Annotated in this window: 14 protein-coding genes; 6 read left to right on the top strand and 8 right to left on the bottom strand. The window is 61.6% G+C overall.

Going from position 1 to position 13,898, the window contains the following annotated elements; all coding sequences use genetic code 11:
* Positions 1-22: 22 nt before the first annotated feature.
* Positions 23-676: a glutathione S-transferase family protein gene (locus C7411_RS28235; protein ID WP_110387840.1), complete on the top strand. Its 654-nt coding sequence runs from the start codon at positions 23-25 to the stop codon at positions 674-676.
* A 360-nt stretch (positions 677-1,036) separates the two neighbouring features.
* Here C7411_RS28235 and C7411_RS28230 read toward each other — a convergent pair whose 3' ends face one another.
* The 8 genes from C7411_RS28230 to C7411_RS28195 form a co-directional block, all read right to left on the bottom strand.
* On the bottom strand, positions 1,037-2,089 hold the full coding sequence (locus C7411_RS28230) for a GGDEF domain-containing protein (protein WP_110387839.1): 1,053 nt from the start codon (positions 2,087-2,089) through the stop codon (positions 1,037-1,039).
* An 89-nt stretch (positions 2,090-2,178) separates the two neighbouring features.
* Positions 2,179-2,940: an IclR family transcriptional regulator gene (locus C7411_RS28225; protein WP_110387838.1), complete on the bottom strand. Its 762-nt coding sequence runs from the start codon at positions 2,938-2,940 to the stop codon at positions 2,179-2,181.
* A gap of 90 nt (positions 2,941-3,030) precedes the next feature.
* A complete protein-coding gene (locus C7411_RS28220; RefSeq protein WP_110387837.1) occupies positions 3,031-3,783 on the bottom strand; it encodes an amino acid ABC transporter ATP-binding protein in 753 nt (250 codons plus the stop codon).
* Entirely contained in the window at positions 3,780-4,427 is a 648-nt protein-coding gene (locus C7411_RS28215; protein WP_110387836.1) for an amino acid ABC transporter permease, read from the bottom strand. Before C7411_RS28215 ends, C7411_RS28220 begins: the two co-directional genes overlap by 4 nt.
* A 22-nt stretch (positions 4,428-4,449) precedes the next feature.
* Positions 4,450-5,169, bottom strand: a complete 720-nt coding sequence (locus tag C7411_RS28210; RefSeq protein ID WP_110387835.1) for an amino acid ABC transporter permease — start codon at positions 5,167-5,169, stop codon at positions 4,450-4,452.
* Between the two features lie 49 nt (positions 5,170-5,218).
* Complete coding sequence (locus tag C7411_RS28205) at positions 5,219-6,052, bottom strand: ABC transporter substrate-binding protein (RefSeq protein WP_110387834.1); 834 nt, start codon at positions 6,050-6,052, stop codon at positions 5,219-5,221.
* Between the two features lie 231 nt (positions 6,053-6,283).
* Complete coding sequence (locus tag C7411_RS28200) at positions 6,284-7,630, bottom strand: MFS transporter (protein WP_165822906.1); 1,347 nt, start codon at positions 7,628-7,630, stop codon at positions 6,284-6,286.
* A gap of 34 nt (positions 7,631-7,664) precedes the next feature.
* Complete coding sequence (locus C7411_RS28195; RefSeq protein ID WP_110387832.1) at positions 7,665-8,033, bottom strand: winged helix-turn-helix transcriptional regulator; 369 nt, start codon at positions 8,031-8,033, stop codon at positions 7,665-7,667.
* A 412-nt stretch (positions 8,034-8,445) separates the two neighbouring features.
* Here C7411_RS28195 and C7411_RS28190 point away from each other — a divergent pair, with 412 nt between their 5' ends.
* The 5 genes from C7411_RS28190 (at position 8,446) to C7411_RS28170 (ending at position 13,884) form a co-directional block, all read left to right on the top strand.
* Positions 8,446-9,195: an electron transfer flavoprotein subunit beta/FixA family protein gene (locus C7411_RS28190; RefSeq protein WP_110387831.1), complete on the top strand. Its 750-nt coding sequence runs from the start codon at positions 8,446-8,448 to the stop codon at positions 9,193-9,195.
* 28 nt (positions 9,196-9,223) lie between these two features.
* Positions 9,224-10,168, top strand: a complete 945-nt coding sequence (locus C7411_RS28185) for an electron transfer flavoprotein subunit alpha/FixB family protein (RefSeq protein WP_110387830.1) — start codon at positions 9,224-9,226, stop codon at positions 10,166-10,168.
* 31 nt (positions 10,169-10,199) lie between these two features.
* Complete coding sequence (locus tag C7411_RS28180; RefSeq protein ID WP_110387829.1) at positions 10,200-11,018, top strand: HpcH/HpaI aldolase/citrate lyase family protein; 819 nt, start codon at positions 10,200-10,202, stop codon at positions 11,016-11,018.
* Positions 11,019-11,096: 78 nt separating this feature from the next.
* The gene (locus C7411_RS28175) at positions 11,097-12,725 is read left to right on the top strand and encodes an electron transfer flavoprotein-ubiquinone oxidoreductase (protein WP_221206484.1); all 1,629 of its coding nucleotides are present in this window, start codon (positions 11,097-11,099) and stop codon (positions 12,723-12,725) included.
* Between the two features lie 19 nt (positions 12,726-12,744).
* Positions 12,745-13,884: an FUSC family protein gene (locus tag C7411_RS28170; protein WP_110387827.1), complete on the top strand. Its 1,140-nt coding sequence runs from the start codon at positions 12,745-12,747 to the stop codon at positions 13,882-13,884.
* Positions 13,885-13,898: the final 14 nt, after the last annotated feature.

The following is a 13,898-nucleotide window of genomic DNA, read 5'->3' as shown; positions in this document are numbered from 1 at the left end:
GTATAGGCAATCAACGTTAAATATGACCATCAAAAAATTGTTCTATTACCCCAGCAACGCAAGCATGGCCCCCCACATTGTTCTGGAAGAAATCGGCCAGCCTTTCGGGTTAGTGCTTGTAGATCGCACGCAGGACGAGCACAAGTCAGCGGACTATCTACGACTAAATCCCAACGGATTGATTCCGGTATTGGTTGATGGCGACATGGTGCTGTATGAGACGGCTGCCATTTGCCTGCATTTGGCGGACACACATCCAGAAAGCGGCATGGCGCCCACACTGGGAACGCCGGAACGGGCCGAATTTTACAAATGGCTCATGTGGTTGACGAACACACTGCAAGCGGCGTTGATTGTCTATTTTTATCCCGAGCGTTGGGTGGATGCCGGCAACGCGCTGGGTGCGAACCAAGTGCAGACTCATGCTGAATCGAAGATCGACATCTTGCTTGACCAGTTGGAGTCGCAACTTCAATCGAGCGATGGCCCTTGGTTACTGGGGAACCAATACACGATTCTTGATCCCTACGCATTCATGCTCTGCCGGTGGACAAGGGGCTTCACGAAGCCCGCGCGCGAATGGCCACTGCTCGGTCAGTATTTGCAACGGATGCTAGCGCGACCTGCGATCCAGCGCGTAGTCAAAACGGAAGGGCTCGCAACTCCGTTGGTGTAATACGATGTGGCCTCGCCATAGATGACTGATTGACCGCTTTCGAGAAGCTCGATAGACCGGTCAGGTTCGAAAAGAGCCCTCCCCCGAAGCCGCGAAGAACCGAAAAAAGGCCGCAACAGCGGGCCATGTCTTGACGGGCGCCAGTTTCGAACTGGCTATTCACATCACCGCCGTTGCGTGAGAGCTCGAGGGACACAAGGGTGCCACCCCACGGCCCTCTTCGTCTGCCTGTGCGGCTCGCGGACCGCTGCTTTATATCCACCATCGGCTCAACGGCCCGACCGCCGACCGGACTGCCCTCGCTCGACTCTCGTGAAGAGCCCGTATGCCGGAAGGATCGTCGCACTATCAAAGCAAGGATCAGCGCGACTGCAGCTTGAATCCTTCGCCGCCGATGCCTGCCCGGTCCACCGCCGCGATGCGGTTGCGTCCCTGATCCTTGGCCTGATAGAGCTGCGCATCCGCCAGATTGATGAACGCTGTGACGTCGATGCCTTCGTTCGGCACACCGGTGGCGACTCCGAAGCTCGCCGTGACTCGCTGACCGTGCGGGGAGCGCAAATGCGCGATGCCTTCATCCGCGATCAGCGAGCGGCAACGCTGCGCGACGCGCACGGCGTGATCGGCGTCGGTGTCGGCGAGCACGAGCACGAATTCCTCGCCGCCAAACCGGCCCAGGAACGCGTTCGCTCCGGCTGCCTCGCCGAGCACGCGCGCAATGCGCTTCAGACATTCGTCGCCCTGCAGGTGACCGTAATAATCGTTGTACGACTTGAAGAAGTCGATGTCGACCATCACGAGCGAAAGCGGCTTGCACGATACTGCCGCACTCGCCCATTCGCGCGCAATGACCGTGTCGAACATGCGACGGTTGCCGATGCCCGTCAAACTGTCGGACAGCGAGAGGCGTTCCAGTTCGCGCTGGAGTTCCGCGAGCCGTTCCTCCGTACGCTTGCGTTCGCTGATGTCGAACATGAAGCCGATCAGCGCGTCGACGTCGCCGTCCTCTTTGCGCACGACGTGGACAACGTCGCGAATCCACACGTAGCCGCCGTCCGCCGTAAGCGCGCGATAGTCCGCCTCGTGATCGGTGCCCGCCTGCGACTGCGCGACACAAAAATTCACCACGGCCTCACGGTCGTCCGGATGCATGCGCGCGACCCAGTCATCGACCGTTTTCCACGTGGACGGCGCGTAGCCGAGCAGTGCTTCGATCTGCGGGCCGATATAGGCGAACTGCATCGTCGCCCAGTCGATCTTCCAGGGGATCGCCCGGGTGGATTCGAGCAGTGTGCGATAAACGGCGGGGTTGTCCTCGCCGGGCTGGTGCCCGGGCGGTGCAAGGCTGTCCTCGTGGCGCAGGAATGCGGCCTGAAGCGAACTGCGGGCCAGATCTTCTTCTTCGTGGCTCATCGTGATCGTCCAATAACGCGTAAGTGCGTTATCGGCAGGTAGCGGCAGAACCTTGAAGTGGGGCGCTCAAGCAGGGCTGGCGGCCGGCTTCACGTCCGCATGGACGGCTGCGACAACGCCTTCGCCGAGGCAATCAGATCGTCGAGCATCGCGGCCCGCTTGGCGGGATCGGTGTCGCGCCCCGTCATGAAGCACAGCGCCGCGATGGGCAGGCCGCTACGATCGCATACGGGCGCGGCCATGCAGAGCCGGAACGACATCGAAAGGCCCTCCGTGCAGCAATAGCCCCGTGCAGCCGCGTCGCGAACGTCCCGCATGAAGTCGTCGAACCCGATGCGGCGACCATCATCCAGTACGTAGTCTTCGTCCGGAATCAGCGCAAGGACGTCGTCGTCTGTCAGCTCGCCGAGCAACAGGCGTCCCGTCGCCGTCCACGGAATCGGCACCTTCACGCCGATATCGGAGGTGATGTTGAACGGGCGCGCGCTGTTTTCCGACAGCACCACCGTGTACTTGTTGCCCTCGAGCATGCACAGTTGCGTGGTCTCGTCGTACTTGCGCACGAGACCGAGTATGGTCTGATGCGCGCGGCTGATGAGATCGTTGTGCATCGCGTAATCGGCGCCGTAGTAGTGCATCTCGCGCCCGAAAAACACGCTGCCGTCCGCGGCCGTTTCGAGCCAACCCGCGTCCGTGAGTATCGTGACCAGTTCGTAGACGCTCGAACGCGGCGCACGCGTCGCCTCGATCAGCTCGCGCATCGTCAGTGGACGCCGCGCAACATGCAGTTCCCTGAGAATGCCGATCACGCGGTCCACGCCCCGGGCCCGTGACGATTCTGGTGCAGACATTCCGTAGACTCCGTCGGCGATAGGGATCGCGGTTTGCTCTTGTGTCGTTGTCGTTCGTTCCTGCGCGATGGATGCGATAGACGCGACGCGTCAATGATCGAGCACGCGGTGCAGAAACTGCCTGGTCCGTTCGCTCTGCGGCGAGACGAAGATTTCCTCCGGCACGCCCTGTTCGGCGATCACGCCTTTGTCCATGAACACGACGCGGTCGGCCGTCTTGCGCGCGAAGCCCATTTCGTGCGTGACGACGACCATCGTCATGCCGTCGCGCGCCAGTCCGCGCATGACTTCCGTGACTTCGCCGACCAGTTCCGGGTCCAGCGCGGAGGTCGCTTCGTCGAAGAACATGATGCCGGGCTCGACAGCCAGGGCCCGCGCAATCGCGACACGCTGCTGCTGTCCGCCCGACAACTGGCTCGGATAATGTTCGGCGCGATCGGCAAGGCCCACGCGGTCGAGCACGGCCATTGCGCGTTTGCGCGCGTCGGCGGGACTCATCTTGCGCGCCTTGATCAGCGCGAGCGTCACATTGCCGAGCGCCGTCTTGTGGGGGAACAGATTGAACTGCTGGAATACCATGCCGACGTGACCGCGGATTTCCCTCGCGCGACGCACATCGTGGAGCGGCACTTCGTTGACCCAGACTTCGCCGGAATCAGCCGTTTCGAGACCGGCCATGATGCGCAGCACCGTGCTCTTGCCCGAACCGGATGCGCCGATCAGCACGAGCACTTCGCCGGGGCGCACTTCGAGATTGATTTCCTTCAGCACCTTCGTGGCGCCGAACGATTTGCTGACGCCGTTCAGGTTGATGACTGGCTTGGACCCGATGGATATGGTCATGACGACAGGCTCCTACGATCATGGTGGCGCACCCACTGCGACAGCGGGAAACACACGGCGAAATACAGCACGGCGACGAGTCCATAGATCTCGACCGGCTTGCCGACGCGGTCGACGATGGCCTGGCCGCCATGCATCAGTTCCGACATGCCGATCATGCTGACGATCGACGTATCCTTGATCAGCGACAGGTACTGACCGATCAGCGGCGGCAATACGATCTTGCCCGTCTGCGGCAACACGACCGAGAAGAACGTCTGCGTCTTGCTGAGACCAAGAATCTGCGAGACTTCCCATTGTCCTTTGGGTACGGCTTCGATGCCCGAGCGGAACACTTCGGCGATGTAGGCGCCCTGGTACACGCTCAAGCCGACGACGCCCGCCGCGAACACATCGATCGCATAGCCGAAGTACGACACGCCGAAATAGATGAACATCAGTGTGATGAGCACGGGCGTGCCGCGGAACAGTTCGGTGTAGAGCTTCGCGACGCGCGCGCTGCCCCACGGTCCGAAGGAGCGCAACACGGCGGCGAGGAGGCCCACCAGCGTGCCGCCGACAATCGATGCCGCGGAGAGGAGCAAGGTCGCGACCAGTCCCTGCAGCAGGATCGACAGGCTGGTCGTCAGCAGTTCGGTTGACATGGACGGTTTCCCCTTCGATGGTTCAGGTGCGACTCGCCTGACGCGCAATCAGCAGAAACCGCCGGCGCGTGTGCTGCTTGAGCATGAGGGGCGGATGGAACATGCGTGCGCCGATCTGCTCCGCGATCCATGACAGGCAGTGGCTCAGAATCAGATACGCGATCAGCGTCACCGAGAACGTCTGGATATAGAGCAGGGTTCGCGCATTGATCACGGTCGCCGTGCCCGTCAGTTCAGGCAACGCGATTGCGGAGAGCAGCGACGTGCCGAGCAGCAACTGGATCAGGTTATTGACGATGGCGGGATAGACGGCGCGCGCCGCTTGCGGCAAGACGACTTCGATAAACACCTGCGAGCGGCCGAGGCCGAGAATGCCGGCCGCTTCGATCTGTCCGCGCGGCACCGACTGAATGCCGGCGCGGAAAACTTCCGCCATATACGCGCCCACATTGACGCCGAGCGCAATCACGCCCGCCGTATACGCGCTCAGGTTCAAACCCAGCGACGGCAGTCCGAAGAACACGATGAATATCTGCAGCAGCACAGGCGTATTGCGGATCAGCTCGATATAGCTGCGTGCGACGACGCGCAGCGGCGCGAGATGCGAGGCGCCCGCGATCGCAGTCAGCAGACCGAGAATCAGCGCGACGCAAAATGCGAGCAGCGTGACCTGCAACGTGAGCCACGCGGCCTGAAAGAATTCGGGCACGTAGCCCCACAGGGTCAGCCATTGATAACTCATCGCCATTCCTTCGCAAAGTCGTACCGGCGCTTGCGCCGCGAGTTCGTGTTCAGAACTGCGGGTTGAGCGGATAGCGGGGCGGGGTGCCGAACCACTTCGTGTACAGCTGCGCGTTTTGTTTCGACGCGTTGATGTTGAACAGGAACAGGTTCAGGTAGTTCAGCCAGACCTGATCGCCCGATTTCACACCGAACGCGTTGTATTCGAGCGGCACAAGGGCTTCATTGGTGACGGTCAGTTCGGGGTCCAGCTTCGCTTGATAGGCGAGGAAGTTGTTGTCCTCGATCATTGCGTCGGCCTGGCCTTGCTTGACGGCGAGGATCGCGGCTTCCGAGCTGTCGTATTCCTGGATCTTCACAGGGATGCCCAGCGCGCGGACTTCGTCGCCGTTCGTCGAGCCCTTGACGGTCGCAATCGTATGGCCAGACATGTCCTTGACCGACTGGATGCCGCTGCTCTTCTTGACGAGCAGCGCCTCGCTCGCGACGACATATGGCGTCGTGAACGCGATTTCCTTCGCACGTTCGAGGTTGCGCGTGAAGTTGCAGAAGACCACGTCGACCTTGGCGGTCTGCAGATTCGGAATGCGGTTGGCGCTCGTCGTGTTGACCATTTCGAGCTTCACGCCCATCTGCTTCGCCAGTTCTTTCGCGAGATCGACGTCGTAGCCGTCCGGTTGCCCGTTCTTGTCGTAGAAGCCGAATGGCGCGAAGGTCAGACAGTCGCCGACACGCAGCGTGCCGCGCTGCAGGACCGACTGCAAGGTCGAGCCGGTCGCGGCATCCTGGCCGGGCGTCGCGACTTTGGTGCAACCGGTGAGCGTCAGCAGGCCGACGACGGCGGACAAACAGGCGACCCTTACGCTTTCTTTGAACAGTCTCATTTTCGACCCTGTGAAAGGAATCCCATCCTGGACGGAACTCGCGACCGTGACAGTCATGACTGCACGCAGACGTGCAAGCGACGGATCGCGCACCCCGCTGTGTGTCCGATATATCGGAATCGAATCCGGCACAGCAGATGCGGCTCAGTGTTTCATGGAAAAAAACGGATGACAAGCGGGTATACGCGCGGCTGGAAACGCCCTGAACGGGGAACCAGCAAGGTAGTCAGATCAATGCCTGCTAAGCGCATCATTGCGCGAACCCCCAGCGTTCCCGACTGATTCTGTTGTCGCGCCCGTTTCCGATGGCGGCGGCGGTCCAGCCGCCTCGTCATCGAGCAAGGGGCGCTCGGGGTGCACGAACAGCCACAGCAGCGCACCGCAGGCGGCCGCCACGCCTATCACGATCATGCCGCTTGCCCAGCTATGCGTGACCTTGACGACCAAAGCCAGCGTCATGGGGCCGGCGACGTTCGAGAGTGCCCCCCACACGTTCGTCCAGCCGGACATGACACCGGCAAATGCGCGCCCGAGATCCTGCGTGGCAGACCACACGACTACCTGCACGAATCCCACCGCCGCAAAGGACAGGCACAGCAAGCCGATAACCACCGCAATCGAATCCGCGCGCGAGGCCGCCGTCAATGCGAGCGCGCTCACGACAAATCCGGTCATCGCGACGGGCGTGCGCGCCCGATAGATCGATCCGGTCTTTCGAAGCAGCCAGTCGCTGAACGCCCCCGCGACGAATACCGCCACGAACACGGCGACCCAGGGCAAGGACGCGTACAGACCCATCGCCTTGAGCGAGAGCCCACGCGCGCGCATGAGGTAGGTTGGCAGCCACGTCGTATAGAAGCTCTGGATCAGCACCAGCAGGAAGTACTGGACACCGAAGATCCAGAAGCGCCACTGCCTCAGACAGCGGCTGAGCGGGCCCCTGGCGGCCGCGCGCTCGGGTGGCTGGCCGGCGGCGATGTACTCGACTTCCGCCTTCGTGATGAGCGGATGTGCCGCCGGCGTGTCGCGATAGCCGAACCACCAGATCGCGCCTAGCAGCAGGCCCAATGCGCCGAATCCGAAGAAAACGGCATGCCAGCCGAACCGCGCGATGGTCCACGCCGTAAGGGGTGCCGCAACGATTGGGCCAAGATAGAGTCCTGCGAGCAGCAGGGCGTTGCCTTTCGCGCGCTCGCTGGCCGGAACCCAGCGCTTGAGCGCGACGACACTGCTCGACCAGTCCGCCGACTGCGCCCCGCCCAGCACGAGCCGGCACCCGAAGAGCCAGGCAAATGAGGTGCCAAGGGGCGTGGCGAGCATCATGAGCGACCAGAGCGTACTCGTGCCGAACAGCACCTTGCGCGACCCGAAGCGCTCGGCAGCGCGGCCGGCCGGTATCTGTCCGATTGCATAGGCCCAGAAGTAGATCGTGAGAATCATCGACATCTCGACGATCGACAGGCCCAGTTCGTTCTGGATCGTCGGGGCCGCGACAGCCATGGCCGTGCGGTCGAGCGTCATCACGAACGTGAGCGGCGCCACGAGCAATGCCACGATCTTCCAGCGGAGATGGTTCACGGTGTGCAACATCCCTTGCATGAGAAACCGCGCATTACGCCTCGCGGCCGGCGTGATCGGGGTCGGCGGCGGCAAACCCTTCCGGATCGCGCTGCGCCCACTGACGCGCCCACGCTAGCAGCGGCTGCAGTGCGCTCAGGAGCTTCCGGCCTTCGGCTGTCATCCGGTAACCGCCATCGCCGTGCTCGACGAGACCGGACGCCCGCAATTCCGCGAGCCGCGTATTGAGCAAGCGGGCATTGGTGCCGCACGCTTCCTGGAGCGCGCGAAACGTCATCGCCTCGCCGCGAAGTTCCCACAGTATCCGCAGTGCGGTGCGCCGCCCGAGCAGGTCCAGCACGACCATGATCGGCCGTCCGGTGGTCGAGCCGCGTACGGGTTGTCCTGGCCGTGGAATTTTCATGCTTTACTTTTTAAAGCATCGAAACCAGGCTGTCAACCGGCGAGCGCGTAACGCGGGAGCATTGCAAGGCGACAGGATATGTCATCCTGGCGAGAAACACCCTTGCTCGTGCTCCCCTGGCGATTGGAATTTTTACATTCACCAGAGACGAGCCGTGTGGATCGTTCGCGGTGGATCGAGACGGCGTATGAGATATGGCCGCGCGGCGCGGCTTTGCTCTCCGGCACGGCGCGCCAAAGCCCTAAGTAAAACCTATGGCGGCCAGAGAAATCCGGTATTTGCATTGCCTCGTGGCTTGGCTGTCAAATGGAGTCTGTGGCAAATCCCGGCTCAGCATCTTTACTACGTAAACGTGCAACGGCGGCGCTGCTCGAGCGCTGTGTGTTCCCGTGCCGTTCATCAGGAGACGACGTTGAAAATTCTTGTGCCAGTCAAGAGAGTGGTTGACTATAACGTGAAGGTCCGCGTGAAGTCGGACAACACGGGGGTCGACATTGCGAATGTGAAGATGTCGATGAATCCGTTCGACGAAATCGCCGTCGAGGAAGCTGTGCGTCTGAAGGAGGCGGGTGTTGCGACGGAAGTGATCGCCGTGTCGGCGGGCGTCGCGCAATGTCAGGAAACGCTGCGCACTGCGCTGGCAATCGGCGCGGACCGCGCGATCCTGATCGAATCGAATGAAGACCTGCAGTCGCTGGCTGTCGCCAAGCTGTTGAAGGTGTTGGTCGACAAGGAACAGCCTTCGCTGGTGATCCTCGGAAAGCAGGCCATCGACGACGATTCGAACCAGACGGGTCAGATGCTGGCCGCGCTGGCGAATCTGCCGCAGGCGACTTTCGCTTCGAAGGTCGTCGTGGCTGACGGCAAGGCGACCGTGTCGCGTGAAGTCGATGGCGGCGCGGAAACGCTGTCGCTGACGCTGCCGGCGGTGGTCACGACCGATTTGCGCCTCAACGAGCCGCGTTATGTCACGCTGCCGAACATCATGAAGGCGAAGAAAAAGCCGCTCGAAACCGTGAAGCCGGAAGACCTGGGCGTCGATGTGACGCCACGTCTGAAGACGCTGAGGGTCTGCGAGCCGCCGAAGCGTTCCGCCGGTGTGAAGGTGCCGGACGTGAAGACGCTGCTCGAGAAGCTCAAGACGGAAGCCAAGGTGCTTTGATCTGCTTAGGCATACTGAGACGAAAGAAATGACGATTCTGGTAATTGCTGAACACGACAACGCGGCGCTCAAGGCAGCGACGCTGAATACGGTTGCTGCCGCTCAGAAGATTGGTGGCGATATTCATGTGCTGATCGCTGGGCACAATGCGCAGCCGGCGGCTGAAGCGGCGTCGAAGGTGGCAGGCGTTGCGAAGGTATTGCTCGCCGACGCGCCGCAACTCGAAGCGGGTTTGGCGGAAAACGTCGAGGCGACGGTGCTGAGGCTTGTGCAAGACCCGGCGAAGGACTATTCGCACATCCTCGCGCCCGCTACCGCCTACGGCAGGAACATCGCGCCGCGCATCGCGGCAAAGCTCGACGTCGCGCAGATCAGCGACATCACGGCAGTCGATAGCGACGATACGTTCGAGCGCCCGATCTACGCAGGCAACGCAATCGCGATCGTGCAATCGGCCGATCCGATCAAGGTGATCACGGTCCGCGCAACGGGTTTCGATCCGGTGGCAGCGGAAGGCGGCAGCGCATCGGTCGAGAAGATCGAAGCTGCCGCAAACGCAGGCGTTTCGCAGTTCGTGAGCCGCGAAGTGACGAAGCTGGACCGTCCGGAGCTGACGTCGGCGAACATCATCGTGTCGGGTGGCCGTGGTCTGGGCAGCGGCGAGAACTACACGAAGGTGCTGGAACCTTTGGCCGACAAGCTCGGTGCAGCGATGGGCGCTTCGCGCGCAGCCGTCGATGCGGGCTATGTGCCGAACGACTATCAGGTCGGCCAGACGGGCAAGATCGTCGCGCCGCAGCTGTACATCGCGGTTGGCATCTCGGGCGCGATTCAGCACCTCGCAGGCATGAAGGACTCGAAGGTGATCGTAGCGATCAACAAGGACGAAGAAGCGCCGATTTTCAGCGTCGCGGATTACGGCCTCGTCGGCGACCTGTTCACGCTCGTGCCTGAACTGGCTGGCGCCTTGTAAGCAACTCGCCACCGGTTCCTCAGGAAAAGCCATGTCAGAGATTCAAAGCAGGCCGTATCGTTCGTTTCTGTTCGTACCGGGTTCCCGGCCTGACCGGTTTGAAAAAGCGCTGGGTAGCGGCGGCGATGCAGTCATCCTCGATCTCGAAGATGCCGTCGCGCCCGAAGACAAGGATGTCGCGAGGCACCACGTAGTAGCGTGGCTAGCGCCGGAGCGTCCGGTTCTTGTCCGGGTCAACGCGGCCAGCACGCCGTATTACGAGCGGGATGTGGAGTTGGGGAAACTGCGTGGCGTGGCCGGCATCGTCCTGCCGAAGGCCGAAAGTGCGCATGACGTGATCGACCTGATTTCGCGTATCAGGCGAAAGATTCCGGTGTATCCGCTGATCGAAAGCGCCAGGGGAATGTGGAATGCGCTGGAGATTGCGAAGGCCCCATGCGTGCGTCAACTCATGTTCGGCACACTGGATTTCGGTGCCGATATGAATATGGAGTCGGACGGGGACGGACTGGATACATTTCGTGTTCAGTTGACGATGATCTCCAGGGTTGCTGGCATCCGCGCACCTGTCGACGGTGTCACGCCGTCGATCGACAACGCCGGGCAACTGCGGGCAGAAACGATAAAAGCGAGGCGCTTCGGATTCGCCGGGAAACTGTGCATTCACCCCAGCCAGGTATCGATCGTCAACCGTACCTTTGCCCCCAGCGAGGCGGAGCGGGAATGGGCGCGACGAGTGCTTTGCGCGTTCGAGAACGCCAATGGTGCGGCAGTGGCCGTTGATGGAAAAATGGTCGACCGGCCCGTTTTTCTCAAAGCGCAGAGCATTCTTGATGATGTGCGGTCCTGATGACCAGTCTGCCGTTTCCCAAAATTTTCAATCGTGAGCAATAGCAACCTCGTCGAACAATACCGCCCGCGCGAGTCGATGGACTATGACGTGGTGATCGTCGGCGGCGGCCCTGCGGGCCTGTCGGCGGCCATTCGTCTGAAGCAGCGCGCGGCGGAAAAAGGCGCAGAAATGGGCGTCTGCGTGCTCGAAAAGGGCTCGGAGATCGGCGCGCACATCCTCTCGGGCGCCGTGATGGACCCGCGCGCGCTTTATGAGTTGCTCCCCGACTGGGAAGACAAGGGTGCTCCGCTGGACGTCGAAGTCACGGAAGACCGGTTCCTTTTCCTCACTGAATCGGCCGCGAAAGCCGTGCCGAACTGGGCGCTGCCGGATAATTTCAGGAATCACGGCAATTACGTGATCAGCCTCGCCAATGTCACGCGCTGGCTGGGCCAGCAGGCCGAAGCGCTCGGCGTCGAGATCTTCCCGGGCTTTCCGGCCGCTGAAGTGCTTTACAACGACGACGGCTCGGTCAAAGGTGTGGCGACGGGTAATCTCGGCATCGGCAAGGACGGCGAGCCGACCGGGAACTTTCAGCTCGGCATGGAACTGCACGCGAAGTACACGCTGTTCTGCGAAGGCGCACGCGGGCATCTCGGCCGTCAACTCTCCGATAAGTTCAAGCTGCGCGATGGCGCCGATCCACAGGTCTACGGCATCGGCATCAAGGAGCTGTGGGAAATCGATCCGTTGAAACACAAGCCGGGTCTGGTGATTCACACGGCTGGCTGGCCGCTCGATACGCACACGTATGGCGGCTCGTTCCTGTATCACATCGACCACAACCAGGTGATGGTCGGCTTTGTCGTCGGTCTCGGTTATTCGAACCCGTACCTGTCGCCGTTCGAAGAGTTTCAGCGCTACAAGACGCATCCGGAAATTCGCAAATTTCTCGAAGGCGGCAAGCGGGTGTCGTATGGCGCACGTGCGATCACGGCAGGCGGGCTGTTGTCGCTGCCGAAGCTGGTGTTTCCGGGCGGCGCGCTCGTCGGCGACGATGCGGGTTTCCTCAACGCATCGCGGATCAAGGGCTCGCACGCAGCGATCAAGACGGGCATGCTCGCCGCCGATGCCGCGTTCGACGCAGTACAAGCGGGTCGTCAAAGCGATGCACTGACGGCCTATCCCGAGTCGTTCAAGACTTCGTGGCTGCACACCGAGCTGTACAGGGCGCGCAACTTCAAGCAGTGGATGAGCAAGGGCCTGTACTTCGGCACCTTGATGGTCGGCATCGAACAGAAACTGCTGGGCGGCAACGTGCCGTGGACGCTGCATCACCAGCACTGGGATCACGAAATGCTGAAGCCGGCATCCCAGTGCAAGCCGATCGATTATCCGAAACCCGATGGCAAGCTCACATTCGACCGTCTGTCGTCGGTGTTCATCTCGAACACCAATCACGAAGAAAACCAGCCTGCGCATCTGACGCTGAAAGATGCGTCGGTGCCCCTCAAGGTGAATCTGCAAACATATGCAGGTCCCGAGGGTCGCTACTGCCCCGCCGCCGTGTACGAGTTCGTGAAGAACGACGACGGCAGCGAGCGCCTCGTGATCAACGCGCAGAACTGCGTGCACTGCAAGACCTGCGATATCAAGGACCCGACGCAGAACATCGTATGGGTCACGCCGGAAGGCGGCGGCGGGCCGAACTATCCGAACATGTAGGGAGGCTCGGCAGGTCACAATGGGTAGGATCAGGGATACGGCTGTCGATCTGGCTCGAGCCATTCGCGCGGCGCTCGGCGATTTCGAAAGCTGGCCGACGTCGAAAGCCCGCTTGTTTGATGAGATCGAAGCGGTGCTTTCTGTGCTGCTGGCCATTGCCGCCGCGCATCTGATGGGCCTGCGGAACGTCGGATGGGCGGCATTCAGCGGCTATATGGTGATGCGCTCGCATGTTGCCGAGACCTTCGGGCGCGGTGCGCTGCGGGTAGCCGGAACGGCCGCGGGCGCGCTGCTCGCAGTGATCGCGCTGAACAAGGGTCACGACGTTTCGTGGCTGCAAAGCGCGCTTCTGGTTGCGTTTGGTTTTCTCACGCTGTATGGGGCGCTGATCAGCCAGAAAGGTTACGCGTGGTTGTTTGCGGGCTTGACCTTTGCGATGGTCCTGATCGACGGCATGCAGCATCCGGACGGCATGGTCGTGGACTTTGCCCTGTCGCGGTTCGAAGAAGTGCTGATCGGCACAGCGGCATGCGTGCTTGTCAGTGCGGCGTCAACGGTGACGCTTCGCCGTACTGGCAGAACTGCCCCGTCCCGGCCGGCAAAGCCGCTGGCTTCTCAGGGCGTCGCGTTCTGGAACGGACCCGCGTTCTCGCATGCGATGCAGGGCGCTATCGCGCTGGGTCTGATTCCGGTTGCGTGGCGGCTTCTCGGCATCGAATCGCTTGACCAGTCGAGCATTACCATCATGGCGGTGATGACGGTGCCCATTTCAAGCCTGTCGTTACCGCGGAAGCCGACTTCCACCAAGCTGATTCACCGGTTCGCGGGCTGCCTGGCCGGCGGCTTGCTGGCGGCCGCGATTCTCGTGTCGGCCCATCACAGCCCGCTATTGATGACACTTGGTGTGTGCTTCGGTGTCGTCATAGGCAAGCACATCGAAAACGGAAAGTCGGGCGTCAGCTACCTCGGCACGCAGTTCGCGCTTGCGTTCCTTGTGATCCTGGTGCCGGACGCCTACGCGGCAGCAGACCTCGAGCCCGGCCTTGACCGTCTGTTCGGCATCGTGTTCGGGATGCTCCTGCTTGAGCCGGTCAGGTTGCTTTTTCGGATGCTGCTGGAATATGGTGCGGGTCACCTTACGGCACGATCTGACGAATAACGTGGCGAGAGCCC

It is taken from the genome of Paraburkholderia silvatlantica, assembly GCF_003096715.1.
In the GTDB taxonomy this organism is placed as follows: Bacteria; Pseudomonadota; Gammaproteobacteria; order Burkholderiales; family Burkholderiaceae; genus Paraburkholderia; species Paraburkholderia silvatlantica.
Note: the sequence above shows the minus strand (reverse complement) of the source record. Positions and strands in the feature narration are given on the sequence as shown.